General features: G+C 61.9%; 25 protein-coding genes. 8 read left to right on the top strand and 17 right to left on the bottom strand.

Going from position 1 to position 26926, the window contains the following annotated elements; genetic code table 11:
* Positions 1 to 66: 66 nt before the first annotated feature.
* From GC125_RS16745 to GC125_RS16715, 7 genes are all read left to right on the top strand, one after another.
* Positions 67 to 1320: an aspartate kinase gene (locus GC125_RS16745; RefSeq protein WP_151986688.1), complete on the top strand. Its 1254-nt coding sequence runs from the start codon at positions 67 to 69 to the stop codon at positions 1318 to 1320.
* A 114-nt stretch (positions 1321 to 1434) separates the two neighbouring features.
* Positions 1435 to 3705: a phosphoenolpyruvate--protein phosphotransferase gene (gene ptsP / locus GC125_RS16740; RefSeq protein ID WP_151986687.1), complete on the top strand. Its 2271-nt coding sequence runs from the start codon at positions 1435 to 1437 to the stop codon at positions 3703 to 3705.
* Positions 3706 to 3722: 17 nt separating this feature from the next.
* Positions 3723 to 4802: a peptide chain release factor 1 gene (prfA, locus tag GC125_RS16735; RefSeq protein WP_151986686.1), complete on the top strand. Its 1080-nt coding sequence runs from the start codon at positions 3723 to 3725 to the stop codon at positions 4800 to 4802.
* A gap of 3 nt (positions 4803 to 4805) precedes the next feature.
* Positions 4806 to 5684 (top strand): peptide chain release factor N(5)-glutamine methyltransferase, encoded by an 879-nt coding sequence (gene prmC, locus GC125_RS16730; RefSeq protein ID WP_286165550.1) that lies wholly within the window; start codon positions 4806 to 4808, stop codon positions 5682 to 5684.
* 303 nt (positions 5685 to 5987) lie between these two features.
* Positions 5988 to 6950, top strand: a complete 963-nt coding sequence (locus tag GC125_RS16725; protein ID WP_151986685.1) for a DUF4167 domain-containing protein — start codon at positions 5988 to 5990, stop codon at positions 6948 to 6950.
* 215 nt (positions 6951 to 7165) lie between these two features.
* Positions 7166 to 9778, top strand: a complete 2613-nt coding sequence (clpB, locus tag GC125_RS16720; RefSeq protein ID WP_151986684.1) for an ATP-dependent chaperone ClpB — start codon at positions 7166 to 7168, stop codon at positions 9776 to 9778.
* Positions 9779 to 10056: 278 nt separating this feature from the next.
* Complete coding sequence (locus GC125_RS16715; RefSeq protein ID WP_151988019.1) at positions 10057 to 11502, top strand: L,D-transpeptidase family protein; 1446 nt, start codon at positions 10057 to 10059, stop codon at positions 11500 to 11502.
* A 75-nt stretch (positions 11503 to 11577) separates the two neighbouring features.
* Here GC125_RS16715 and GC125_RS16710 read toward each other — a convergent pair whose 3' ends face one another.
* Entirely contained in the window at positions 11578 to 13527 is a 1950-nt protein-coding gene (locus tag GC125_RS16710; RefSeq protein ID WP_151986683.1) for a M23 family metallopeptidase, read from the bottom strand.
* A 720-nt stretch (positions 13528 to 14247) separates the two neighbouring features.
* Between GC125_RS16710 and GC125_RS16705 the strand changes: the two genes are divergently transcribed.
* The coding region (locus GC125_RS16705; protein WP_151988017.1) for an integrase core domain-containing protein at positions 14248 to 14400 on the top strand (153 nt) is incomplete at its 5' end.
* Positions 14401 to 14671: 271 nt separating this feature from the next.
* Here the strand turns inward: GC125_RS16705 and GC125_RS16700 are convergent.
* The 16 genes from GC125_RS16700 to ccoO all read right to left on the bottom strand — a co-directional run bounded on the left by GC125_RS16700 (position 14672) and on the right by ccoO (position 26926).
* Positions 14672 to 16186: a sensor histidine kinase gene (locus tag GC125_RS16700; RefSeq protein WP_151986682.1), complete on the bottom strand. Its 1515-nt coding sequence runs from the start codon at positions 16184 to 16186 to the stop codon at positions 14672 to 14674.
* Between the two features lie 439 nt (positions 16187 to 16625).
* Positions 16626 to 17324, bottom strand: coding sequence for a Crp/Fnr family transcriptional regulator (locus tag GC125_RS16695; RefSeq protein WP_151986681.1), 699 nt, complete (start codon positions 17322 to 17324; stop codon positions 16626 to 16628).
* Positions 17325 to 17430: 106 nt separating this feature from the next.
* Positions 17431 to 18567: a copper-containing nitrite reductase gene (gene nirK, locus GC125_RS16690; RefSeq protein WP_151986680.1), complete on the bottom strand. Its 1137-nt coding sequence runs from the start codon at positions 18565 to 18567 to the stop codon at positions 17431 to 17433.
* A gap of 22 nt (positions 18568 to 18589) precedes the next feature.
* Positions 18590 to 19051 carry a pseudoazurin gene (locus GC125_RS16685; protein ID WP_151986679.1) on the bottom strand — a complete coding sequence of 154 codons (462 nt, stop codon included), beginning with the start codon at positions 19049 to 19051 and terminating at the stop codon, positions 18590 to 18592.
* 77 nt (positions 19052 to 19128) lie between these two features.
* On the bottom strand, positions 19129 to 19359 hold the full coding sequence (locus GC125_RS16680) for a hypothetical protein (RefSeq protein ID WP_286165548.1): 231 nt from the start codon (positions 19357 to 19359) through the stop codon (positions 19129 to 19131).
* A complete protein-coding gene (locus tag GC125_RS16675; protein WP_151986678.1) occupies positions 19356 to 19556 on the bottom strand; it encodes a hypothetical protein in 201 nt (66 codons plus the stop codon). Before GC125_RS16675 ends, GC125_RS16680 begins: the two co-directional genes overlap by 4 nt.
* A 74-nt stretch (positions 19557 to 19630) precedes the next feature.
* Positions 19631 to 20779 carry an NnrS family protein gene (locus tag GC125_RS16670; RefSeq protein WP_151986677.1) on the bottom strand — a complete coding sequence of 383 codons (1149 nt, stop codon included), beginning with the start codon at positions 20777 to 20779 and terminating at the stop codon, positions 19631 to 19633.
* Between the two features lie 9 nt (positions 20780 to 20788).
* Complete coding sequence (locus tag GC125_RS16665) at positions 20789 to 21406, bottom strand: DUF6522 family protein (RefSeq protein WP_151986676.1); 618 nt, start codon at positions 21404 to 21406, stop codon at positions 20789 to 20791.
* Positions 21407 to 21537: 131 nt separating this feature from the next.
* Positions 21538 to 21669 (bottom strand): hypothetical protein, encoded by a 132-nt coding sequence (locus GC125_RS20305; protein WP_286165547.1) that lies wholly within the window; start codon positions 21667 to 21669, stop codon positions 21538 to 21540.
* Positions 21670 to 21686: 17 nt separating this feature from the next.
* Positions 21687 to 21872 carry a cbb3-type cytochrome oxidase assembly protein CcoS gene (ccoS, locus tag GC125_RS16660; RefSeq protein WP_151986675.1) on the bottom strand — a complete coding sequence of 62 codons (186 nt, stop codon included), beginning with the start codon at positions 21870 to 21872 and terminating at the stop codon, positions 21687 to 21689.
* Entirely contained in the window at positions 21869 to 24100 is a 2232-nt protein-coding gene (locus tag GC125_RS16655; protein WP_151986674.1) for a heavy metal translocating P-type ATPase, read from the bottom strand. The genes ccoS and GC125_RS16655 overlap by 4 nt, the downstream gene beginning before the upstream one ends.
* Before the next feature lie 3 nt (positions 24101 to 24103).
* On the bottom strand, positions 24104 to 24922 hold the full coding sequence (locus tag GC125_RS16650) for a DUF2189 domain-containing protein (RefSeq protein WP_151986673.1): 819 nt from the start codon (positions 24920 to 24922) through the stop codon (positions 24104 to 24106).
* Positions 24923 to 24935: 13 nt separating this feature from the next.
* Entirely contained in the window at positions 24936 to 25124 is a 189-nt protein-coding gene (locus GC125_RS16645) for a hypothetical protein (RefSeq protein WP_151986672.1), read from the bottom strand.
* Complete coding sequence (ccoP, locus tag GC125_RS16640; protein ID WP_151986671.1) at positions 25121 to 26002, bottom strand: cytochrome-c oxidase, cbb3-type subunit III; 882 nt, start codon at positions 26000 to 26002, stop codon at positions 25121 to 25123. Before ccoP ends, GC125_RS16645 begins: the two co-directional genes overlap by 4 nt.
* Complete coding sequence (locus GC125_RS16635; protein WP_502706068.1) at positions 25993 to 26166, bottom strand: cbb3-type cytochrome c oxidase subunit 3; 174 nt, start codon at positions 26164 to 26166, stop codon at positions 25993 to 25995. The genes ccoP and GC125_RS16635 overlap by 10 nt, the downstream gene beginning before the upstream one ends.
* Before the next feature lie 7 nt (positions 26167 to 26173).
* A complete protein-coding gene (ccoO, locus tag GC125_RS16630) occupies positions 26174 to 26926 on the bottom strand; it encodes a cytochrome-c oxidase, cbb3-type subunit II (RefSeq protein WP_151986670.1) in 753 nt (250 codons plus the stop codon).

Below are 26926 nucleotides of genomic sequence, written 5' to 3'. Positions count from 1 at the left end.
TGGCGGGAGAGGTCGCTCTCGAAAGAACCCTTCCCCTGATCCTCAATCGGAGCTCGGATACCGCCGATGGCACGTATCGTCATGAAGTTCGGCGGAACATCCGTTGCCGATCTCGACCGCATCCGCAACGTGGCGCGCCACGTGAAGCGCGAAGTCGACGCGGGCCACGATGTGGCAGTGGTCGTCTCCGCCATGGCCGGCAAGACAAACGAACTCGTCGCCTGGACGCGCGGCGCATCGCCCATGCACGATGCTCGTGAATACGACGCGGTCGTTGCGTCCGGCGAACAGGTGACAGCCGGTCTCCTGGCGATCACCCTGCAGTCCATGGACGTCAATGCGCGCTCCTGGATGGGCTGGCAGATCCCGATCCGCACCGACAACGCCCATGGCGCCGCGCGGATCATGGAGATCGACGGCACGGAACTCATCCGCCGCTTCGGCGAGGGCCAGGTTGCCGTCATCGCAGGCTTCCAGGGCATCGGTCCGGACAATCGCATTGCCACGCTCGGGCGCGGCGGATCCGATACAAGCGCCGTCGCCATCGCCGCTGCCATCAAGGCCGACCGCTGCGATATCTATACCGACGTGGATGGTGTCTACACGACCGATCCGCGAGTCGAGCCGAAAGCCCGGCGGATGAAGAAGATCGCGTTCGAGGAAATGCTGGAAATGGCATCGCTCGGCGCCAAGGTTCTGCAGGTCCGCTCCGTCGAGCTGGCCATGGTCCACAAGGTGCGCACCTTCGTGCGCTCCAGTTTCGATGACCCCGATGCACCGGGCATGGGCGATTTCGACAATCCACCCGGTACGCTGATTTGCGACGAGGAAGAAATCGTGGAACAGGAAGTCGTCACCGGTATCGCTTATGCCAAGGATGAAGCGCAGATCTCACTGAGAAGGCTTGCCGACCGTCCGGGCGTCTCTGCCGCCATTTTCGGGCCGCTCGCCGAAAGCCATATCAATGTGGACATGATCGTCCAGAACATCTCCGAGGACGGTTCACGCACCGACATGACGTTCACGGTGCCGACCGGCGATATCGACAAGGCGCTGGCCGTGCTCGAGCGGGAACGGGCGAAGATCGGTTACGACGCGATCCAGAGCGAAGCGGGTTTGGTCAAGGTGTCGGTCATCGGCATCGGCATGCGCAGCCATGCCGGCGTGGCGGCAACGGCATTCCGCGCGCTGGCCGAGAAGGGCATCAACATCAAGGCGATCACCACGTCCGAGATCAAGATCTCCATTCTCATCGACAGCCCCTATGCCGAGCTGGCCGTGCGGACTTTGCATTCGGTCTACGGTCTCGATAAAGGTTAAAGACAGCATATGGGGATTCGTGCTGGAGGTGAGGCCGCGGCCACGCGGTATCGATAGGGCGCGCCGGGGTGGCGCGCCACGGGCGGCGCCATGGAGAGTGGGAGCCAACACGCAATGAGAGACCTGTCTGCGGGTCCGCGCGTTCTGTTGCGGCGGCTGCGCGAACTGATGGCGGAGCCGCTTGGCCCGCAGGAACGGCTGAACCAGATCGTGCGCCAGATCGCGCAGAACATGGTCGCCGAGGTGTGCTCTTTTTACGTGTTGCGCGCCGATGGCGTGCTGGAACTCTACGCCACCGAAGGCCTCAATCCTGATGCCGTCCACCTTGCCCAGTTGAAGATGGGCCAGGGTCTTGTCGGCACGATTGCAGCAAGCGCTCGCCCACTCAATCTCTCCGACGCCCAGTCTCACCCGGCCTTCGCCTATCTGCCGGAAACGGGTGAAGAGGTCTATCATTCCTTCATGGGCGTGCCGATCCTGAGAGCCGGGCGCTCGCTCGGCGTCCTCGTCGTGCAGAACAAGGCCCGGCGCAACTATCGCGACGACGAGGTCGAGGCGCTCGAAACGACGGCGATGGTTCTCGCCGAGATGGTCGCCACCGGCGAACTGAAGAAGATCACCCGTCCGGGGATGGAACTGGATCTGTCCAGGCCGATCTCCATCGAAGGCGATGCCTATGGCGATGGGATCGGGCTTGGCTATGTCGTGCTTCACGAGCCGCGCGTCGTGGTCACCAACCTCCTGAACGACGATATGGATCTGGAGCTGAAGCGCCTTGAGGAGGCACTTGGCTCGCTGCGCATTTCCATCGACGACATGCTGTCGCGCCGAGACGTTTCCATGGAAGGCGAGCACCGTGAAGTGCTCGAAGCCTATCGCATGTTCGCCCATGATCGGGGCTGGGTGCGGAAGATGGAAGAAGCGATCCGCAACGGCCTGACGGCCGAGGCGGCGGTCGAAAAGGTGCAGAGCGACACCCGCGCGCGGATGATGCACCTCTCCGATCCCTATCTGCGCGAGCGCCTGCATGATTTCGACGATCTCGCGAACCGTCTCCTGCGCCAGCTGATCGGTCGCTCGGGCCCGTCTACGGCCGACGGGTTTCCGGACGACGCGATCATCGTGGCGCGCGGCATGGGCGCGGCGGAACTCCTCGATTACACGCGCTCCAAGATCCGTGGCCTGGTGCTGGAAGACGGTGCGATCACGAGCCACGTGGTGATCGTCGCGCGCGCCATGGGCATCCCGGTGGTCGGCCAGGCGACCGGTGTCGTCTCGCTTGCCGAAAACGGCGATGCGATCATCGTCGACGGCGAAGACGGCAAGGTGCATCTGCGCCCCATCCCGGATCTCGAAAAGGCCTACGCAGAGAAGGTCCGCTTCCGCGCCAAGCGGCAGGAGCGGTTCCGCGAGCTGCGTGCCGTCGAGCCGGTCACGAAGGACGGCACCCGCATCGACCTGATGATGAATGCCGGCCTGCTCGTCGATCTGCCGCAGATCGAGGATTCGGGTGCCGGTGGCATCGGCCTTTTCCGGACCGAGTTGCAGTTCATGATCTCGTCGACGATGCCGAAGGCCGACGATCAGGAGCGGTTCTACACCAACGTGTTGCGCCAGTCGGGCGACAAGCCGGTCACGTTCCGCACGCTCGATATCGGCGGCGACAAGGTCGTTCCCTATTTCCGTGGCGCCGAAGAGGAAAATCCGGCGCTGGGCTGGCGCGCCATCCGCTTGTCGCTCGACCGCCCCGGACTTCTGCGCACGCAGTTCAGGGCGCTTTTGCGGGCTGCCGCGGGTCGCGAATTGCGGCTGATGATCCCGATGGTGACCGAAGTCCGCGAAATCCGCGAGGCGCGCGAGCTTCTAAACCGCGAAGTGCGCCATCTCTCGCGCTTCGGCCATGATCTTCCGCGCAAGCTGCGATTCGGCGCCATGCTGGAGGTGCCGAGCCTGCTCTGGCAGCTCGACGAGCTGATGGCGACGGTCGATTTCGTGTCGGTAGGCTCCAACGATCTTTTCCAGTTCACCTTCGCGGTGGATCGCGGCAACGCACGCGTATCGGATCGTTTCGACAATCTCGGCCGCCCTTTCCTGCGCGTGCTTCGCCAGATCGTCACCGCTGCCGACCGGCACGACACGGCCGTCACGCTCTGCGGCGAGATGGCGGCCAAACCACTCGGCGCAATGGCATTGATCGGGCTCGGCTTCCGCTCCATATCCATGTCGCCGGCCGGCATCGGCCCGGTGAAGTCGATGCTGCTGGCGCTCGATGCGGGCCAGCTGCAGACGGAAATGTCGAAGGCGCTGGACGAGAGCGGGCCCGACACGCGCCCGATGCGCGAGCTCCTCACCGAGTTCGCCGAAAACAACGCGATCCCGCTTTGACCGAATTAGGGTGACTGATGGCAGTTTTGCCGATCGAGAAAATGCGCGAGCTCGAGCGCCGTTACAGCGAGATCGAGGCGCGCATGGCGGCGGGCCCGGACTCCGACGTCTATGTGAAGCTCGCTTCCGAATATGCCGAGCTAGGGCCGGTCGTGGCGAAGATTCGTGAATACGAGAAGGCGACGGCCGAGCTCGAGGATCTCGACACGCTGCTCGCTGACAAGGCGACCGACCGCGACATGCGGGAAATGGCCGAACTGGACTATCCGGAAGTGCGCGATCGTATCGAAGCGCTGTCGGCCGACATGCAGATCATGCTGCTGCCGAAAGATGCGGCGGACGAAAAGAGCGCCATTCTGGAAATTCGCGCCGGCACCGGCGGCTCGGAGGCCGCGCTCTTCGCGGGCGATCTTTTCCGCATGTATGAGCGCTATGCCGCCGACCACAACTGGAAGGTGGAAGTGCTGTCGGCAAGCGAAGGCGAAGCCGGCGGGTACAAGGAAATCATCGCGACGATCTCCGGCCGCGGCGTGTTTTCGCGTCTCAAATTCGAATCCGGCGTCCATCGCGTCCAGCGCGTTCCCGAAACGGAATCCGGCGGGCGCATCCACACCTCCGCCGCGACTGTCGCCGTGCTGCCGGAAGCCGAGGACATCGACATCGAAGTCCGCAACGAAGACATCCGCATCGACACCATGCGCTCGTCAGGTGCCGGCGGCCAGCACGTCAACACGACCGATTCTGCTGTGCGTATCACGCACCTGCCGACCGGCATCGTCGTCACGTCGTCGGAAAAGTCGCAGCACCAGAACCGCGCCAAGGCCATGCAGGTGCTGAAGGCGAGGCTCTACGACATGGAGCGCCAGCGCGCCGATCAGGAACGCTCCGCCTCGCGCAAGAGCCAGGTTGGATCGGGTGACCGATCCGAACGCATCCGGACCTACAACTTTCCGCAAGGCCGGGTGACGGATCACCGCATCAATCTGACGCTTTACAAGCTCGATCGCATGATGATCGGCGAGATCGACGAGATCGTGGACGCGCTGATCTCCGACTATCAGGCCGGCCAGCTGGCGTCGCTGAGCGAAGCGAACTGACCGATGGTCGAAACCGCCGCGATGACGCTTTCCGCCCTGCAGAAGCTGATGCGCGAAAGGTTCGAGGCGGCGGGGCTTTCAACGCCGCGCGACGACGCGAGACTTCTTCTGCTCGAGACCTTGGGTCTCAGCTTGACCGATCTCGTCACGCGTCCCGACCAGCAGGTGGACGCCGCAGGGCTTGAGTCGGTTCGGGAGCGGATGGAGCGCCGGCTGCGTGGAGAGCCGGTTCACCGCATTCTCGGGCATCGCGAATTCTACGGCCTTCAACTCGGCCTTTCGGCCGGAACGCTGGAGCCCCGACCCGATACCGAAGTGCTTGTCGAAGCGCTGGCTCCAAATCTGCGCCGGATCGCAGAGGAAAAGGGCGCTTGCCGTATCCTCGATCTCGGGACCGGAACCGGCGCGTTGGCGCTGGCTCTGCTCTCCATCGAAGCGCGGGCGAGCGCCGTGGCGACCGACGTCTCGGGGAATGCGCTTGAGACCGCCGGCGCCAATGCGGCGGCTCTGGGACTGGGCAACCGTTTCGCTGCGTTCTACGGCAGCTGGTTCGCCTCGGTCGAAGGGCTGTTCGACATCATCGTGTCAAATCCACCCTATATCAGGACGTCTGTGATCGCTGAACTCTCCGTCGAAGTGCGTGACCATGATCCGCATCTAGCACTTGATGGCGGTGTGGATGGGCTCGACGCCTACCGTGCCATCGCGGCGGGAGCGGTAGACCATCTGGCGCCGGGCGGGATCGTCGGCCTGGAAATCGGCTTCGACCAGCGGGACGAGGTGACTGCGCTTTTCGAGGACGCGGGTCTGACGCGGCTCCGCGCAGTCCAGGATCTCGGTGGCAACGATCGCGCGCTGATCTTCGCCCGACCAGCCGTATGAACCACCCGCAGAATTGCCGCCGCGCTGAGAAAGGGCTTGGAATCGCATACAAAGCACTATAGGTTCGGACCAGCATTAGGCAGCAGGTCTCGGTCAAGGGCCAGCCCGTAATGGGCGCGTTCCCGGTATCGCAGGTGCGATCGTCGCAGGACCTCTGGTGCTTGAATCTGTTTAACCCCAATCGTCGACAAGTTCGCGGATGTGACGCGCCTTGATCGCGGCGCTCAGTGCATCGGCGCGCCATAGTGCCGACATGCACGATGGCGCAAAGACCAGCCAACCAAGGGAAATCGGAATCCACTCATGAGGTCAGGACAGCAGAAGCAGCGCGGACGCGGCCGCAACAATGGTGGCGGCGGCGGTGGCGGCGGCAATAACGGCGGCAATAATAACAACCGCAAAGGGGGCAACCCGCTCTCGCGTTCCTATGACAGCACCGGCCCAGATGTGAAGATTCGCGGTACGGCGCAGCACATTGCCGAGAAGTACTCGACGCTGGCCCGCGACGCGCAAAGCGTTGGCGACAACGTGATGGCTGAAAACTATTTCCAGCATGCCGAGCATTACAACCGCATGATTGCGGCGGCGCAGGCGCAGATGCAGGAACGCTTCCAGCGCAACGAGCGCGACTTCGGCGGCGACGGCAACAACGACCGTGACGACGACGATGATCAGCCCCAGATGGGCGGCTATCGTGAAAACGATCAGGACGATCGGCAACCCCAGGCCCAACCGCAGCAAAATCGGGACAATCGCGATGGACGCGAGCAGCGCGACAACCGCGAAGGCCGTGAAAATCGCGATGGTCGCGACAACCGCGAAGGTCGCGACAATCGTGAGGGTCGTGAAGTGCGCGAAGGGCAGGACGGCCGCGAAAGTCGCCAGCCCGCTGCACAGCGCCCCGAGCGTGGTGAGCGCGGCCCGCGTCGCGAGCGCGGCGAGGGCCAGCAAGACGGGGATGGACGTCGTGAGCGTCGCGAGACTGCGGTAGCGCAGCCCGATGAGGCAAGCAGCCAGCCCACGGACGAAACGCCGAAGATCCGGGTGGAAGCCGTCGTCGCCGGTACTGGTCCTCAACCGGAGATCGAAGGAACGCCGGCCGAAGTATCGATCGACGACGAGAGCGCCGAAGGCGCAGCCCCGAAGCGCGCTCCGCGCCGTCGTGTTGCTGCAGCCCGTCCGAAGCGGGTGCGCGCCAAGGCTGACGACAGCGGCGATGCGTCGGACGCCGGCGCTGCGGAAGCCGAGGCAGTCCCCGGCGAATAATCGCCGCTGCATCTTCGACCATCATGAGCCGCCGGACCTGTTCCGGCGGCTTTTTCATGCCCACTTGATCGACGTCATTTTGCAGGGCCACACCCTCTTTTAGCGTGGTCGCTGGCTTCCCATATGCATCAGGACACGGCTTGCCGATCCGGGAGCCGCTCGCAAACCGCTTCCTCGTGCTTCGAAAAGGCGAGGTCGACAATGGAGATGCGTACATGAACGTCGAAAAGTATACGGAACGGGTCCGCGGCTTTCTGCAGTCCGCCCAGACCTATGCCTTGGCCGAAGGCCACCAGCAATTCACCCCCGAACATGTCCTGAAGGTTCTTCTGGACGACAGCGAAGGCATGGCGTCGGCTTTGATCGAACGCGCCGGCGGCCGCCCCAAGGACGCGCGTCTGGCGGTTGAAGCCGCGCTGGCCAAACTGCCGAAGGTCACCGGTGGCAATGGGCAGGTCTATCTGGCCCAGCCGCTCGCCAAGATATTCCAGACGGCGGAAGACGCCGCCAAGAAGGCCGGCGATAGCTTCGTCACCGTCGAGCGTCTTCTTCTGGCCATGGCGATCGAGACCAGTGCCAAGACCGCAGACATTCTGAAACAGGCTGGCGTCACCGCGAAAGCGTTGAACGACGTCATCAACGATGCCCGCAAGGGCCGCAAGGCCGACAGCGCCTCGGCTGAAGACAGCTTCGAGGCGCTGAAGAAATACACGCTCGATCTGACGGCCAATGCCCGCGAAGGCAAGCTCGATCCGGTGATCGGCCGCGACGACGAAATCCGTCGCACAATCCAGGTCCTGTCGCGCCGCACCAAGAACAACCCGGTGCTCATCGGTGAGCCCGGTGTGGGCAAGACCGCAATCGCCGAGGGTCTGGCGTTGCGCATCGTCAATGGCGATGTGCCGGAATCGCTGAAGGACAAGCGGTTGCTGGCGCTCGACATGGGCGCGCTGATCGCGGGCGCGAAATATCGCGGCGAGTTCGAGGAGCGCCTGAAGGCCATCCTGACCGAGGTGCAGTCGGCGAACGGCGACATTATTCTTTTCATCGACGAGATGCACACGCTCGTCGGCGCCGGGAAAACCGAAGGCGCGATGGATGCGTCGAACCTCCTGAAGCCCGCTCTCGCGCGTGGCGAACTCCACTGCGTCGGGGCGACGACGCTCGACGAATACCGCAAGCACGTGGAGAAGGACGCAGCGCTCGCGCGGCGTTTCCAGCCGGTCTTCGTCAGCGAGCCGACGGTGGAAGACACCATCTCCATCCTGCGTGGTCTCAAGGAGAAATACGAGCAGCATCACCGGGTGCGCATTTCCGACAGCGCCTTGGTCTCCGCCGCGACCTTGTCCAACCGCTACATCACCGACCGCTTCCTGCCAGATAAGGCCATCGACCTCGTCGACGAGTCGGCGGCCCGGCTGCGCATGCAGGTGGACTCCAAGCCGGAAGAGCTCGACGAACTCGACCGCCGGATCATCCAGCTCAAGATCGAGCGGGAAGCCCTGCGCAAGGAAACCGATCAGGCATCCCGCGACCGGCTCGAGCGGCTGGAGAAGGATCTTGCCGATCTGGAAGAAAAGTCCGACTCCCTGACGGCGCGCTGGCAGGCCGAAAAGCAGAAGCTTGGGCTTGCCGCCGACCTGAAGCGGGAACTGGATGAAGCCCGTAACGAGTTGGCGATCGCGCAGCGCAATGGTGAGTTCCAGCGCGCCGGCGAGCTTGCCTATGGTCGTATCCCGGAACTCGAAAAGCAACTGATCGAGGCGGAAGCCAAGGGCGACACGCTCGCTGCGGGCATGATGGAAGAGACGGTCACTCCGGATCACATCGCCCACATCGTATCGCGCTGGACAGGCGTTCCCGTCGACAAGATGCTGGAAGGCCAACGAGACAAGCTCATGCGCATGGAAGACGAGCTTGCCAAGCGCGTCGTCGGCCAAGGCGAAGCAGTGCAGGCGGTTTCGAAAGCCGTGCGCCGTGCGCGCGCCGGGCTTCAGGACCCTAACCGGCCGCTCGGCTCGTTCATCTTCCTCGGCCCCACGGGCGTCGGCAAAACGGAGCTGACCAAGGCGCTTGCCGATTTCCTGTTCGATGACGACCAGGCGATGGTGCGGATCGACATGTCTGAGTTCATGGAGAAGCACTCGGTTTCACGACTGATCGGTGCGCCTCCCGGCTATGTCGGCTACGAGGAAGGCGGCGCGCTGACCGAAGCCGTCCGCCGGCGCCCCTATCAGGTCGTCCTATTCGACGAGATCGAGAAGGCGCATCCGGATGTCTTCAACGTCCTGCTGCAGGTGCTGGACGACGGCCGCCTGACCGATGGTCAGGGTCGCACCGTCGATTTCCGCAACACGATGATCATCATGACGTCGAACCTCGGTTCGGAATACCTCGTCAGTCTCGGCGACGATGAGGATGTCGATAAGGTGCGCGACAGCGTCATGAACGTCGTTCGGGCATCGTTCCGGCCGGAATTCCTGAACCGTGTCGACGAGATCATCCTGTTCCATCGCCTGCATCGCCAAGAGATGGGCAAGATCGTGGAAATCCAGCTGCAGCGCCTGATGCGTCTGCTGGCCGACCGCAAGATCACAATCGAGCTCGACGAGGAAGCGAGGGCGTTCCTGGCCAACAAGGGCTACGACCCGGCCTATGGCGCGCGCCCATTGAAGCGGGTGATCCAGAAGGAGGTTCAGGATCCGCTTGCCGAGAAGATCCTGATGGGCGAGATCGCCGATGGCAGCCGCATCAAGGTGACTGCTGGGACCGATCGGCTCCAGTTCCGCGCCTCTGGCATGACCCAGGGTGCCGACATCGCCGCCTGATCTGTGGCTCGAAAAAGCGGAAAAGGCGCTCCAACGGGGCGCCTTTCTTCTTTTACGCACGGCGCTTCAGCAACCGTTCATCTTCAAACCGCCATCTTCGCGCAAACTATTAACGCTACGGCTCGTAGATATTTGCATGCGCGCGAACCGATTCGCCGCCTGCCGCGTTGAACTGGGGATCGCCGTTTCAGAGACGGCTGAATGGCCACGAGGCCATCGCAAGATAAGAGGGAACCGGAGTGTCGAAGCTCGTCTCTTCCTGTGTCGCAACGGCGCTGATGCTGTCAGCTGCCCCTGTCGCCGCTCAGTATTACGACCCTTACGGGCAGCCTGCGTTGCCTGAGTTGCGCGAATACATCGACAATGCGGGCAACCGCGTTTTCCTGAACGAGTACGGTGAGGTCGTCTCGATCGTGCCTCCAGCCGATCGTGCGCCTGTCACGGGCAGTATTCCGCAGGATTACAACGGTGGGTCTTACAATGGAGGCCAGCCTGTTCTCGAGGGACGGGTCGATCCCTATCGCGACCCTTACGGCTATGACAACGGTGCTTATCAGCCCTACCCCGGGCAAGATCCTGGCCAGTACTATCCACCCCAACCCGATTACGGTGCAGTCGATCGCCAGCCGATCCAGCCCTCCAATCCGGGATTTCAGAATTCGGGGCCCCAGCCCTATACGCCGCCGGCCGGCACGAACGGCACCGTTGCCGCCACGCCGACACCGTCGCGCGCTGGCTCGCCCGAAGTCGCGGCGCTGCAGGTCTATCTCGATCGCTCCGGCTTCTCGCCAGGCGTGATCGACGGGCAGATCGGATCGAACGTCCGCAAGGCGCTTGCCGCTTACGAGCAATCCACCGGCGAGCGGATCGACCCGAACGATACCGATGCCATCATGAACCGCCTCGTTTCGACCGGCGGCCTGCCGATCAAGCAATACGCGATCACCGAGGAAGATGTGGCTGGCCCGTTCATTGCCTCGGTGCCCACGGATTATTCGGAAAAGGCGCTTCTGGACAATATGTCGTTCACTTCGCCGGCCGAAATGCTGGCCGAACGGTTTCACATGGACGAGGGCTATCTGCGCGCGATCAATCCGAATGCTGATTTCTCGCTTCCTGGTACCGTGATCAAGGTCATGGAGACGGGCAGCAATCTGAAGGAAAAGGTCACACGTATCGTGGCCGACAAGAACTTGAAGCAGGTGTTTGCCTATGATGCGAGCGGCGGCCTGGTCGCGGCGTATCCGGCGACAATCGGATCGCAGGCAACTCCATCTCCATCCGGCACCCACACGGTGGAGCGGATCGCGATTGATCCAAACTACACCTATAATCCGCGCATCAACTTCAAGCAGGGCGAAAATGATCAGGTGTTGACCATTCCGCCGGGTCCGAACGGACCCGTCGGAACCGTATGGATCGCACTCTCGAAGCCGACCTATGGGATTCATGGAACACCCGAGCCGTCCTCAATCGGCAAAACGGAAAGCAATGGCTGCATCCGCCTGACAAATTGGGATGCGCGGGAACTCGCCGGAATGGTGGAGCAGGGCGTGGTGGTGGAGTTCGTCGACGATCAGCCGATGCTGCTTTCGGAGACGGAAACACCTGCCTCGATGGCACCGGCGCCGGTCGCCGACGCCACAGTTGCACAGCCATCGGTTACCGCACCGCAGCCGTTGCAGCCGTCGGTCCAGCCCGGCGCTTTGCCACCGATTCAATAAAGATCACTGTTGTTACGAACTGAAGCCGGCGGTCAGAGAGATCGTCGGCTTCGCCTGCTAGCGAACCGCTTGGTGTCAGCGGCTGGCCAGTTCGGATTCTGACCCATCCGCCTCTATCAGCTGGTCGATGCGTTCGCGTTCCTGATTGAACGAGGCAAGCATCTCGCCTTCCAGCGACTTTGCATCCGGAAGACGCACGCGCATCGGGTCGACTTTGGAGCCGTTGACGACCAGTTCGTAATGCAGGTGCGGGCCCGTTGAAAGCCCGGTCGATCCCACATAGCCGATTACCTGGCCTTGAGTGACACGCGCACCGGCTTCCACGCCTTTCGCGATAGCACTTTGGTGCGAGTAGGTGCTGACATAGCCATTCGCATGGCGGATCTCGGTATGGCGGCCGAAGCCGCCTGAATGCCAACCGGCACTTTCAACCACGCCATTTCCGGAAGCGAGGATAGGCGTGCCACTCGGCGCGGCCCAATCGACGCCGGCATGCATACGGCTATAGCCGAGGATCGGGTGTCGGCGCATGCCGTAGGAGGACGTGAAGCGACCGTTGGGGACCGGATTGCGCAGCAGGAACTGCCGAACGCTGCGGCCTTCCTCGTCGTAATAGTCGATCGTCTGGTCTTCCGGGTTGCGGAAACGGTAGAACCGCGTCGAACGATCGCCAAAAGTCGCGTTGACGAAGAGAAGCTCGGAATCCTCTCCCGCTTCGCCGCTTTCGTCCTCGACCGAGAAGAAGGCCTCGAGCCGGTCGGTCGGGCGTAGCCGCGCTTGGAAATCGATATCGCTCGCAAGCAGCCTGACGATCTGCGACGTCAACTCGGCATTCATTCCGTAGGAAAGCGCTGCGCGGTAGAGCCCGTCATAGACATTCGGAAGTTCGCGGCCCGACTGGATCGGCACCGCATCCGTATCGAGAGCGGCTGCGACGATCTCGGAATTGGCCGGCTCCACGGCGCGCACGAAATAGCCGCGGTCGTTCTCGGCAAGCGTCAACTGATGCTCGGTGCCGTCATAGATGCTGGCGCGCACGATGCGTGTCTGCTCGCCGCGCTGTTCGATGCCGAGCCGGAGCACATGGCCTTCTCTCAGCCGCGAGGACGCGGCGAGATTGGCGAAAATGCCGGAAACCATGGTCGCCTGGCTGTCGTCATAGCCGGCCGTCGTCATGGCTTCGATGATTTCGCGCTCTTCGCCGACCGCGATGACATCCTCCAGATATTCGACGGCCGAAGCGTCGAACGGCGCCTGAACGGAGACGGAGACATTTTCGGTGATGACGCGTGAATTGAGGCTGGCGCTGAAGTCGAGATCGAGGCCCTCGGTGGCAAAGCGGCGCGGATCGACATAGTGCAATGCGGCCACCTGGATCGAGCCGTCCGTCAGGATCGATCCGTTGCTGCGCACCGTCTCTTCCGCCTCGTCGACGGTCATGCCGACGCCATAGGCGAGCTCGGTATCGCCCAATGGGAAGTCGCGGGTGCGCAGGCTGACTTCCGATTCGACCTGCGCGCCATAGATCACGCTCGCATCGGACGTCTCGGGAGCGTCTTCCGCCGTACCCGTCGAGAAGATGGCGAGCGGATCGAAGGGTGGATAGTCTTCCTGGGTCTGGTGGTTCGCTGCCAATGCCACCTGGATATGCGCGAACGGCTTGCGTCGGATGACCTCACGATCCCCATCGCGGATCATCGTAGAGACTTCCATGATGGAGCGATCTTTCGGGCGCGACGGCACCAGCGACGCGACGATGCGGCCACCCTTTGCGACATCGCGACGAGCCGTCTCGGCGCCGTCGGCGGTAAGCGCCATGGCCTGCGCCGGCAACGCCAGCTGTTCGCGCCCGTTGACGGCAGCGAAAAGGGCGATCCCCATCAACGCACACGACGTCACACCTGTAAGGAAGGTACCGGAAAGCCAGCGCAATGATATTTCACGACGGTCGGGTGCGCGGCGCCCGTCTGCCATCAGCGGCGGCTCGTTGCCGAGCTGGCTCGTCGAATGTCTTATAGACCTCATCCCCGGATATCGTGCCCGCTCCATGGCCCACACGATGGGCCATTCCATAAGTCTCTTCTGATATCGAACCTTCTGTGCCTTCTCGAACGCATGAAGTCAAACCTTTGAGACGAGCCATGCCGCTTGAGAGGCCGCCGAATCGGGATGCCTGGTTCGAACAGGACAGAGCACTCTTAATCTACGAAGATTGTGCCAAGGATGCGGCGGCGATCGCGTTCGGGTCGAGCGTGGACCGCCCTTCGCACCTATCCATCTATATAAGGGACACGAAAATGCCCTTTCTTAATGTGCGCTTTATAAGGGGGTGGGCTTGAGCGCTGAACGAGCGTCTCCGATCCCGTTTCAGCACCGGTGCTATTAAAATAGGACCTGATCCGGCGAAACGCGGCAGGCCTGCAAGTCATACCAGCGGCTCCGCAGACACCTCGATGTTTCTCATCATTGGCGGTGCGGGCTGAAGAGTCCTGGAAACGCTGGGGTTTCCGGCTGCCCGTCATAAAAAGTTCGCGCAGAGGCGGATTTTTCTGAAATTGCGTGTTGACGTTTGCTCGGGGAGGGGACTATAACCCGCTCACCAACGAGGGCGGCGCGCCGCTGGCGGCGAGAGACTGTTGCCCTTGATTTGGTTTAGGATTGCTCTTATGTGGCGGTTCTTTGAGATTTCTTGAAAGTTCGCTTTTGCGGATTTGACGGTGCTGTTGATGGGGCTTTCGGGCTTTNTGGGAAACCGGATCACAGGCCAAGGCAGGGGTCGGTCGGTGGATCACCTTCTACAACCACCAGCGGCCACACGCCGCCCATGGCGGACAGCCGCCCGCCGTGATCTACTTCACCAGCATCGAAACCGATCAGCAGGTGCAGGCAGTAGCTTAAGTCACGCCGAAATCTGTCCAGGGATCGGGGGGTAGCTCAAACTGCCCATTTCCCCAACATCGCTAGGTGCCTATGCGAAAGATCTGGCATAGCCTGCACCCCAGTAACCCGTTTTTAGATACCTGGGCATTGTGAGACGACCGTGCGGCGGTAAATCACTGAAGAATGAAAACAGAAGGAGGTGCCAACCCGGCGGTATGAGAGTTCCGGTGATGATCTTCGTCTAGTCGCGTTTTTGACATTGGCCGTCTAAAAACTGTGCGCCAGACAATCACGCTGGAATTCTGAGGGGCACTTCCATTGTGATCTGGAAGGTTGCTCCTTGAGCGATTGTAGCCGTCCCGTTCCACTTGCGTTCGATGAGAGCTGACATAAGCTTTGAACCGAATCCGGTGCCTTTTGCCGATATCGAATTTGACTTGAGGGGATCCTGCCAGTCCACCTTAAACATTGAAGTCCCGTCTGCACCTGTTTCATGAGACCAGGTAATGTGGACGGTGCCCGTTTCTCGGCCGAGCGTTCCATATTTCGCTGAGTTGGTGGCCAGTTCATGAAGCACCAGCCCCATATCAAAGCACAGCTCTGGCGGCAGAAGGATGCTTCTTCCTTTGGCTGCAACTCGGTGCCCAAATGGCTTCAGTGTCTCCGCCACAAGTTCTGCAAAAGGGGTAGCTGTCCAACCGCCGCGCGCGATAACGTAGTTCGATCGCGCCAAGGCGCTTAGCCGGTCGCTGAAGGTTTGTCTCGCAAGGTTTTGGTCTGCAGTTGCGACGAAAGTCTGACCAGCAATGCTGTTCACCAGTTGCAACATGTTACCTGCTCTATGAGCCATTTCGCGAACGAGCAGCATTCTGTGGTCAGCGGCTTCTGCGTGCCGTGCTGCGCCAGCAACGATATGAGCCAGTGACTGAAGAAACTCGGCATCGGCCTCATCGAACAGTCGAACATCACGAGTGTGAACGCCGAACACGCCGAAGGGACGGGATTTCCTGCCGGGTATCACCACCGATATGCCGCTACGCACGCCATGGTCGTGAAGCAATTGAGGTCCGTCGAAGCGCTGTTCGATCTTCAAGTCGTCAACAGTTATTGGCTTATTTTCGAGCAACGTATAACCCGCCTGCGAAGACCGCTCGATCCCCACAATGCAATTACCTACCAAGCCGCCTTTCCAACCAAGCCCGGCACGCAGCACAAGGTGATCGGCGACGTCGGCAAACTGGAGGACCTTTGACAACGGAACGTCCAGAACGTCTGCGGCGATCTTTACCGCTTCATCGAGAACGCCCTGTAGATCATCATGGCTGAGTGCGAGCGAGCCGAAACGTGCTACCGCACGCTGCTGGGCTAAACGTCGTTCCAGTTTCCGCTCATTTTGAATACGATCCGTCACATCGAGGCAGACGCCGGTTAGGTATCGAATCCCGCTGCAGTCAGTCGTGACACCACCTGAGGTCTCAATCCAAAGTTCTCCGACGCCTGCTCGCGGACTTGTCCTGTAGACAGCGCGGTACGGTGTGCCTGTCTCGACACTTGTCTTGATCTGTTGCCAGACTCTCTCAGCGTCAGCTGGATGCAAATCTCGCTGGAAACTGGCAAGGCTCCCGTCGAAAGAATTGTGTGGAAGATGATGGACGCTTTCGAGGTTTCGGGTCCACTGGAGCTGATCGCTATCGATTCTCCAGCGCCATATCCCGACGCCGCCAAAATGCAATCCTTCTTGAAGTGCGCTCGAGTCTGAAAGGAACGAAACTTCAGCGGGGGAATTTGAGTCATAGTTGTTCATCACAGTACTCTAGAGCATCGAGAGTTCGAAAAACATGCCCGTCCGACGCGGTCGTCATCTCGTGGTCGATACTTAGGAAGCGGCGTCCCAGGTCTTTCTGCTTGGCGCCAGCTGCCAGACCCTCCAAGACTTAGTCGATGCGGTTAGAATGACGACGTCATTTGAGCATAACACGCAAAGGCTGTAGCGGCGAAGCTGGCGTAGTGGGCCTCGTTGACGATGGCAGCGCTTTTATGTCGGTCGGCTCGGATGAAGCTCCGCCGTCGTGGGGCGCGGCTTCCGAGGGGCCGGAAAGGCGAACCGCGACCCTTATCCCTCGGGATGGAGACATCTGTCGCATACTAAAACGCCGATTTGCGCCAGCTACAACATCATCATTTCAAAAGTATACGACATTCTCAGCCGTGGGCAGAAGACCTCCTGGGGCCGGAATAACGGATCAGTTTCCTTCGGAAAGAAGCAACAGTGCGTGGGGTTGCTTGATCAAGACCTCGCGGCGGTCAGCTTCGACAAGACCCAGACGTTTCCAGTTGCTAACGATCCGACTGACCGTGAAATAGGTAATGCCGCTCATGTCCGCGAGATCCTGCCGTGTTGTACCGACGCGCACACCATTCGTTTCCTTGACCCCCGCTTGGCGGGCCAATCGCAGCACGGCGCGTGCGATCTTCTGCTCGGCAGTGGCACCATTGATTTCGCCCAGCCGAGTGACGAACTCCTGCGTGCGCGCACCAACTAGCCTCAACGCATTGGCCGTTAGATCCGGATGATCTTCCATGAGACGCCGGAATTGCGGCTCAGCCCATGATATCAAAATGGCGTCTTCCTCTACAAAAGCCGTCGCCGGATAGGGACAACAGTTGAAGACCGCCACACAGCCGATGATATCGCCGGCGGACATCAATCGCAGAACATGCGATGTCCCGTTTGCAGTGACCTGACTCAATTTCACGACGCCGCTTACGACAAGATAGAGACGATTCGCCTCGTCGCCCTGATGAAACAGCGTCTCGCTGGCACGCATCGAAGACTCGACGGCAACGCCAAAAATACGCTTAAGAGCGATCGAATCGAGCCCCTGGAACAGGAGCGCCTCGCTCATCTCCGATAGAGGGGGCAGTCTGGCCGGCACGGTCATCGGGCGATGCTCTCTATTGCTTTCCTCCACTATAGATCGGCAGACGCGGATGGCCAAACGACCCCCGGATGAGGGAGCCGTATTCTCTTTCTTCGCTTGCCACTTTTCACGCGACGGTCGCGAAAATTTCCGGGTTCTCCTCGCCTTCCACGTCCAGCCAGCCGGCCAATCCCCGTTCGACGCGCGACAGCGAGTGGTCGACCAGCACGTAGCGACCGGGCACCTCCAGTTTTATTTCCGTGACCACGGCACCGCCGGCGGGAACGACGACAGTCTGGACGTCGGTTTGCGGAGTGCTCGTCATCGAACCATTGACATAGACGCGGTCGAAAATTTCGCCGATGACGTGAAACGATGAGGTAAAGTTCGGCCCACCGACGCCGAAAAAGATGCGGATCGTCTCGCCGACATTTGCCTTCAGCGGAAAATGCTCCGTCAGCGCGCCAACATGACCATTGAGGACGAAAAATTCTGGCCGCTCGTCTAGCAATTTGGCGTAGTCCTCGGTGAGGAGACCGGCTGTGCCAAATGGCTCCGTGGTATAAATTTCCCCCTGCATAACGTAGAATTCCCGGTCGACCGGTGGCAGTCCCTCGTCTGGCTCTACGAGGATCATGCCATACATGCCGTTGGCTATGTGCATGGCGACCGGCGGTACGGCGCAGTGATAGACATATAGACCCGGATTGAGCGCTTTGAACCGGAACGCTTTTTCTTCGCCCGGCGCCGCGCTTGTGGCCTCCGCCCCGCCGCCCGGCCCGGTCGCAGCATGAAAGTCGACATTGTGCATATGCCAGCTCTCGGAGTGGTTCTTTAAGTGGACCTCCACCGTATCGCCGACCCGCACGCGTACGAAGGGGCCAGGCACTGTACCGTTGAAAGTCCAGTAACGGAACGTCGCCTGCCGGTCGAGCTTGGCTTCCAATTCGACTGTCTCCAGATCTACCCGCACCGTTGCCGGCTCCCGGCGCGTGATGGGGCCGGGAATGGCGGTTGGATCGTGGGCGATGTCGGCTAGCGCATCCTGCGGCACGGGATAGACCCGTTCACTCAGGCTGCGTGCCGGATTTCCATGAACGTCGGAATGGCCGGCGGGACTGCCGCGCGGATGTTCGGCCTGGGCGGTGCCAGCGATGGTCAGCGTGCCGAGGGTCAAGCCGGCCGTGCCAGCCAGCATGGAGCGTCTGGTCAGATCGTGATCGAGTACTTTTGATGCGTCATCGTTTGGATGGGTCGTGGTCATGATCGTTGCCTCTCAGCCGCGTTTAGTTGCTGGCGATGTCCATCCCGTCGAGGAGTTCAGCCATGCGCTTGGCCGCTTGTCCGGGATGGCGGATCGCTTTGGCATCTTCCAGATTGGGCGCGGCCTCGCCGACCTTGATGACGCCGACCATGCCCATGCCGTAGTGCGGCAGGCACTTGTAGCCATAGACGCCTTCCTGATCGAAGGTGACCGATACTTCCTCGTTGATCCGGCCCTTCCAGCCGTCCGCGCCCTCCGGCAGCATGCCGGCGATGATCTCCGAATTGTGCGAGGGATCGGTCGCGACGAAGGTCACCGTGTCGCCGGGTTCAATTTCCAGATAGGCCGGCTCGAAGACCATGCGCTGGCCGTCGCCGCCCATGTTGAGCATTCTGACCTCGTGATCGGCCGCGATCGCCGGCAGAGCGGCCAGAAGGCTGGCCATCATCGTTGCGGCGGCAAAAGTTGCGGGATGCAGTCTCATCGGTCTTTCCTTTGCTTGTCTTGCCGCGGCTCACAGTTCGCGGCTCTTGCAAGCCATTGGTAGCGGGTGACGGACCGTCATTTTTGCGCTCCCGCAAAAGCTTGTGCTGGACCGCCACTTTCCGGCGGCTGCGCGACAGACCGCGCTGCGGCACGCCAGTCCCGCAAGAGCCCGCGATCCTCTTTGGCAAAGCGCGCGCGCTGTCTCATCTCGTCGAAGCTGTCGTCGGGATGGCAGCGGTCGTAGAGCCGGCGAGCCAACGTGTCGATGGCGATCTCGCCCAAATCCTCTTCCTTCTTCATGTTCATACTGGCTGCCCCTGCGTGGTCAGCCGCCGATCGAGGTCGGCGAGTGTCTTGCCGTGCATGACCGTCGCGTAATCGAGCGAGCAGAAGGTCACCAAAGGGCATCCGACGCACGACATGTGCTCGCGGATCAGGACATGCAGCAGGGCCGGAGTGGCCTTGATGGCGGCATCTACGGACTGGTCGGGATCAAGGCGCATGAAACGAGCTCCGAACGAATGACCTCGAACAGGGTGACCAAAATGCGGTTGCCGTGCTTGCGCTGGCGCAAAGATCAGGCAGTCGCCACCCGGCGTGGTCCGGTGAGGACGGGCCAGAAGGCGACTGCGAAGCCGAGAAGCGCGGCGGACCACGCGGCGGCCGAAAGCAGAAGCAATTCGGCATATATGGTCGTGACCGGCGCCAGCGCCCTGAGTAGGGCCGCACCGATCATCGCGGCATAGAGTACGGTCGTGACAGACGACGCGGTCAACATGCGTCCCGTATGGCCGAGCGAGGCCCGTGTCATCACGGCGAGGGTGATCGTGCCGATCGCGCCGACCGTCCAGAGATGGATGACGCTGCCATTCGGCACCGCTGCCCAAGGACCGGCGGCAATCGCCAGAAAGCCAAGCGGCACGAACAGATAGCCGAGATGGAGGACGAGGAGCAGCGGTTCGCGAAACGTCGCCCAGCCGCGCCAGCGCGCCAACCTGAGCAGGAGCGCAAGCGACGCAACGGCTGCCAAGGTTGCAGTCGAAGTTGCGAAGGGCATGGTGACCCAGGTAACGAGCGCCAGCGCGGAGGCCACCATCGCGATCCGATCGATCCGTCCGAAGCTCGCCGGCGGCTTGCTGCCGCGCTTGGCGAGCCAGTTGCGGGTGAAGCTCGGCACGATGCGCCCGCCGATCAGGACGATAAGCATGATGAAGGTCGCAATCGCCATGCGAAGCGCGAAGTCGGGCTGTGCCCCTGTGGCGACGGAAACGTGGAAGAGCGTGTTTGCAATGAACAGCAATACGACCAAGCCGATCACCACCAAATTGCGCCAGTTGTGGCCACGAATGATTTCGCGAATCGCGATCGCGATCAGCGCTCCCAGAAAGGCAAGATCGCTGATCGCTGCGGCGACAAGGCCGATCGCCCCGGCGGACAGCATGGCAACCCTGCCCGCGACCCAGATTCCGGCAAGCGCGGCGAGCGGCCATCCCTTGACCGGCAGTCGCCCGGTCCAGTTCGGGATCGCCGTCAGCAAGAACCCGGCAACCGCCGTCGCCGCATATCCGAACAGGAGTTCGTGTGCGTGCCAGTTGCGATCGCCATAGGCCGGAGCGATCTCGACAATGCCGCCATGGGAAGCGAGCCAGAGCGGCACCGTGAGGCCACCCCAAAGTCCGGCGAGCAGGAAAAAGGGGCGAAAGCCCTGATCGAAGATATGTCCCATCGGTCGCGTTCAGCCCTGCGGGTGGGCATAAGCGCTCACAGCGCGGCGAAACTGTTGCGCATGGAAGGCATAGGCTTCCAATCCCCTTGGTTGACCGGAGAAGAGCCCATTGTCGCGCGCGACGCCGAAAAAGCTTTCCGGCGGAAGTTCGGTGCGTGGATCGTCGAGCACCAATGCCGCGAGAAGCGGACGGCCGGCCGCGGCATCCGCACGCGTGATGTCGTCGAGCGCCTGGCGGATGGCCGACGCCTTCCGTCCGCGCGGATCGATCTCTTTCGCGAGCGCAGCGATACCAACCGGGACGCCATTGCCCGCGCGCTGCTTGAGCGCCAATCTCACACGCTCGGTCAGGATGTCTTTTTCTGGAGACGGGGCATTTTCGTCGAGGGTGCTTTGCACGATCCACCCGTCTTCGAGAATGATCCGCAGCTCTCGGCCGCGATAGCGCAACCTCAGCCGCCGTCGACCCGCATCGTCCCCGGTTCCGTCTTCGACGAGGCCATGGACGTTGCCCCGGCGCAGTTCAACGACGAATTGCGCGACGGGAATTCCGAACGCGCTAGCCGCAAATTCGGCATCGATCTCGACGTCGCCCAGAGGCTCGTCCATTCGCTGGTCTTCAGGCATCGCTCGCCTCCGTCGGTGGGAAGCAAAATGTAGCGCTTGCCGCGCCCGCTGAATTGCGCCAGCGCAAATCTAGGACGCATCGAGGCAGGTCCACGCGTGCGTCGCTCTGCCGCCACGCAGTGATGAGGCCATTAAAACAAGACGAAAAAGACCGCGATTATGCTGATGGCGAGGGCGGCCAAGCTTGCCACCACGACCGCGATCCCCGAGGTATAAGCCAGCGCGGCGACCCAGTCGAATGGCCTGTCTCCCGTCTGCGTCATCGAGTTCCTCCCGATACCTATTGCTTGCGGTTGTCGTTGCGTTCAGCGGGCAGCGGAGCATCGACCGGCTGATGGCATACGCGTTCGCCGGCCCCATCCAAATCCTCAAGCTGGCCATTCTTCAGCGACCAGAGGAAGGCGCATAGCCCGGCCAGCCCCATGCCGAGCGCGATCGGAACCAACCATAAGAGAAGGCTGCTCATGCTTGCACCGGATACAAGGCGCGCGACTGGGTTTCGCGCGCATTCCCTTCGGATGAAAGACGCAGCGCATTGGCGACGACGAGGATCGAAGATGTCGACATGGCGATAGCTGCAATCAACGGCGTCACATGACCCGCTATCGCTAGCGGAAGGGCCAGTGCATTGTAAGCGATCGACAAGCCGATGTTCTGGCGCACGAGGCGAATGGCCTTGCGCGCGATGTGAACCGCTGCGGGAACGCTTTTCAAGCTCGATCCCATGAAGACGAGATCGGCGGCGTTGCGGCCGATATCGGCAGCCGAGGAAGGCGCCATGGAGACGTGAGCGGCACCAAGTGCCGGGGCATCGTTGAGCCCGTCACCGACCATTAGCACCGTGGCGCCGCTATGACGCAAGTTTCCCAGCCGCGCAACCTTGTCAGCGGGCAGCATTCCGCCTCGATGACAATCGACACCGACGATCGTTGCAACGCGTGCGACTTCCGTCTCTGCATCCCCGGAGAGAATTTCAACAGTGAAACCGAGTGTGCGAAGAGCGTCGACGGCGGATCGGGCCTGCGGTCGCAGCTGATCCGCGACCCGGAACGTGCCGCGCATGACGCCATCTACCGAAAGGCTGGTTCCCTCATCGACCGCCCCCGGAGCGGCCCATGATGGCCGGCCCAGCCGGCACGAGTGTCCGTCGATCCATCCCTCGACGCCAAAGCCGGCGATCTCCCGCATGTCCTCGATCGGCGCGTCGGCATCCGGCTGGAGCGCGGCGATGGCGACTGCTGTGGGATGGCGCGACGCCTTCGCCAGCGTCGCCGCCATTTCAAGATCCGACCGCGAAAGCGAATTTGCCGTAACGCTCATGCGGCCAGTCGTCAAAGTGCCGGTCTTGTCGAGCGCCACATGGTCGATCTCGGCCAGCCTCTCTAGCGCGGCGCCGTCCTTCAGTGTCACGCCCATCGCGAACAGGCGGCGTGCCGCGACCACTTGAACCATCGGCACGGCAAGGCCGAGCGCGCAGGGACAGGTGATGATCAGAACCGCGATCGCAACGGTCAATGAGCGATGAAAGTCGCCGGTGGCAGCCAGCCATCCGACGAGCGTCGCCAGCGCGACGAGGTGGACGACCGGCGAATAGAGCGCCGCCGCGCGATCGGAAATCCGGCGATAGCCCGCCCGCGCGCCCTCTGCCGCCTCCATTAGCCGAACCATGTCGGCAAGGAACGAATCCCGCGGTCGTCGGTCGACCCGGATGACGAGCGGGGCGTCCAGACTGAGCGCGCCAGACAGAACGGCAGAGCCCGGTGCAACTGTATCGGGCGCCATTTCTCCGGTGACGACCGAAAGATCAAGCAGTCCCTGCCCGTCCAGCACCGTCCCGTCCGTCGGTACCCTTTCGCCCGGTGCAACGAACACCGTCTCGCCCTCGACGAGACTTTGCGCTTCGCGATAGTGGCGGCTTCCGTCTTCGCCGATCACGGTCGCACCGCGCGGCATCATGCGCGCCAGCGAACGCACCGCTTCGCGTGCGCGGCTGCGCATAGCGTAGTCAAGCGTGCGCCCTGCCAGAAGAAAGAACAGGAGCGACGTCACCGCATCGAAATAGGCGTGATGCCCACCGGTCATCGCGTCATAGGTGCTCAAGCCGAACGCGAGGAGGATGCCGACACTGATAGGCACGTCCATATTGGTACGGCCGGCGCTGAGCGCGCCGTAGGCGGAGCTGAAGAATATGCGGCCGGAGTAGGCAACGGTCGGCAGAGCCAGCACAGCCGAGATGAAATGGAACACGTGGCGCGTTTCGGCATCGGCGCCGGACCAGACCGAGACCGACAGAAGCATGATGTTCATTGCCGCGAAGCCGGCGACGGCCGTGGCGCGCAACAAGCGATTCATCTCGGTGTCGCCCGCTTCGTCGAACGGATCGGCGAGGCTGGCTTCGTAGCCGGCATTGCGCAGCGCCTCGACCATCGAAGGCACCGGACCGTCAGCGCGCCACTTTACCGCCGCGCGTCGGGCGGTCAGGTTGAGACGCGCGCTTGCCACGCCCGGCAGTGCCGACAGAGCATTCTCGACGGCGAGGATGCAAGCGCCGCAATGGGCCGCGGGAACCGCGATGTCGGTCTGCATCAGCCCGTCGCCGAGCGCGCGGCTGGCAAGTCGGATTTCCTCGGGCGCAACCAACGCGCCAGGCCCCGACATCAGTCCGACTTCCACGCCGGGTGCGCAGCAGCTCATGGCTTATGCCTCCGGAACGGCGACTGCGCGATAGGCGTGCCAAGTCGCGTGGCCGAGCAGCGGGAAGATCACGATCATGCCGAGAAGGCCGGTGGCGACGCAGAGCGCGAACAGCGCCATGACCATCGCGCCCCAGGCGATCATCGGCGCCAGATTGTTCCAGACGAGCTTCATGCTCATGCCCATCGCGGTCGGCGCGTCGATGCGCCGGTCGAGCATCATCGGCACAGAAAAGACGCTGACGGCAAAGGCGAACGCAGCAAAGAGACCGCCGATCGCCGAGCCGATCAGAATCATCGTCCAGCCATAGGCCGTGCTGAAGAGAAGACCGAGGACATGGTCGAGACCCGGAAAGGCGGTCACGCCGAAAAACAGTGCCCAGATCAGAACCGCCGCCCGGTTCCACAGGAGCACCAGTAGCATCAGCAGAAGACCGGCGAAGAAGATTTGCGCTCCCGCCGCCGGCCGCACGCTCAACATATTGCCGAGTGTTACGGCTCTGCCCTCCTCGATGGCGCGACTCTTCTCGTAGAGCCCGATCGCAAGGAAGGGTGCGACAATCAAGAAGCCACCGAGCGCCGGCAGGAGGATATAATCGCGGCCGAATGCAATCAGCGTCCAGATGAAGGCAACCGACAGGACAAATACGCCGGCACCATAGGCAATGCTGGAAAACGGCGCAGTGCGGTAGTCACTCCAGCCAGCGCGGAGCCATCGAACTCCCTCAAAGACCGGCAGGTTGCGTTGCAGGCGCAGATCACGGGTTTCGCCGATGCCGGATGTTTCGCTGAGTAGCCCGTAAGAATGGTCGGTGTCGTTCATGTCACAAATCTCTTCAACAGGCCGACTTCGCCGCTCGATATGTTTCGCCCCCGCCGGCTTCCTTCAGATGCGGCACGCAATCGGGCTGCGAGGTCACGGCCACATAGACGAGGTGGATATTGGCGGCGGCGAACACGGCGAGCGCCGCCGGGATCAACGTCCAGAGAAGCCATTGCGTGCGGGTGCGGGGAAACACGCTCATGGCCGGCTGGTCCCAAGGTCATGGACGTAGAGAGACAGCGTGCGGATTTCGGCATCGGTCATCCGCTCGTCCCAGGTCGGCATATGACCCTGCCGGCCACCATGGACGGAGGCGATAATCGTTTCAATGTCGCCGCCATAGACCCAGCGCGCATCGGTCAGGTTCGGTGCCCCGACGTCGGCGATGCCATCGCCGGCGTCTCCGTGGCAAGCGGCGCAACTCGCCGCGAACACTTCGCGGCCAGAAGCGATGCGCTCGGCGGTCTCCTCGGTGGAATAGTCCGGATTGCTCAAGGAAAAGACATAACTCGCGACGTCGTGGATTTGGTTGCGCTCAAGCATCTGGTCGCGACCGAAAGCTGGCATCTGCGCGATACGGCTCTCCGGGTGCGCAGCATTGATCCCGAGCCGCAACGTCTGCTCGATGGTCTCCGGGTTGCCGCCCCACAGCCAGTCGTCGTCGGTTAGATCCGGATAGCCCGCGCGCCCGCTCGCATCACGGCCGTGGCAAGCCGCGCAATTATCGCCGAAGAGCTGGCCGCCGGCGCTGCGAACCGTTTGCATCAGCGCTGTGTCGGCAAGGATCGCAGCATACGGTTCCGCCACGACGCGCTCGGTCCAGGGTGCACGATCGGCTTGGCCCTGGACGATGCTTTGCTCAACGGTGGTGCGCTGGTCGATGCCCAAAAACCCTTTCGTATAGGTTGTACCAATCGGCCATGCCGGAACCAGGAACCACCAGGCGATCGCCCAAATATGGGTAACGATCAGGAAGATCAGCACTCCGCGCGGTACGGGCGTGTCGAGTTCTTTGATGCCGTTCCATTCGTGCCCGGTCGTTTGCCGTCCAGTGACGGGATCGCGTTCCTTCACTTCCATGGCTTGTCGTCCCGGTCGAGGATGCTAGTCGCAGCGCGGTTGAAGGTTTTGCGGTTCGACGGCCAGAACGCGTAAACGACGACGCAAAGAAAAAAGCCCATTAGATAAAAAAGACCCCAGGTCTTGGAGAAGGCGACGACGGCTTGGTGGTCGAGATCGATCATGGCTGCCTCATTCTGCCGGATTCGGCGCTTCTTCTAGCGCAGCTGTGTCGCGATAGGCGGCATCGGTCAGCCGCCCGAGTACCTGCAGATAGGCGACCAAGGCGTCCATTTCGGTCAGTTGCGTCGCCAAGCCGTCAAAGGCACTTACCGTCGTCGCCGGGCCGTAACGCTCGCTGACGACGGGTGCCGCGGCACTGTCAGGCGCTGCTTGGCCATACGCGTCGCGTGCGGCGTTTTCGATCATGTCGTCCGTATAGGGCACGCCGAGTCCCTGCTGCGCCCGCAGATGGTCGGTCAGATCGTCGGTGCGTAAGCGGTTGCGCGCCAGGAAGGCGTAAGACGGCATGTTGGATTCCGGCACCACGTCGCGGGGATTGACGAGATGGGCGACATGCCAAAAGTCCGAATATTTGCCGCCGACGCGGGCGAGGTCCGGCCCGGTCCGTTTCGACCCCCACAGCATCGGCCGGTCATATTGCGACTCGACGGCAAGCGAATACGGACCGTAGCGCTCGACCTCGTCGCGGAGCGTGCGGATCATCTGGCTGTGACAGGCATAGCAGCCCTCGCGGACATAGATGTTGCGGCCTGCGAGTTCCAGCGGCGTATAGACCCGCATGTCCGGCGCCTCCTCGACTGTTTCATCGATGGTGAAAAGCGGCGCAATCTCGACGATGCCGCCGACGCTCGCGGCAGCGATGATGGCGAGCACGAAACCGATGGCTGAGCGCTCCAGCTTGCGATGAAAAAATTCAGGCAT

The sequence above is a fragment of the Rhizobium sp. EC-SD404 genome, from assembly GCF_902498825.1.
Lineage (GTDB): Bacteria > Pseudomonadota > Alphaproteobacteria > Rhizobiales > Rhizobiaceae > Georhizobium.
Note: the sequence above shows the minus strand (reverse complement) of the source record. Positions and strands in the feature narration are given on the sequence as shown.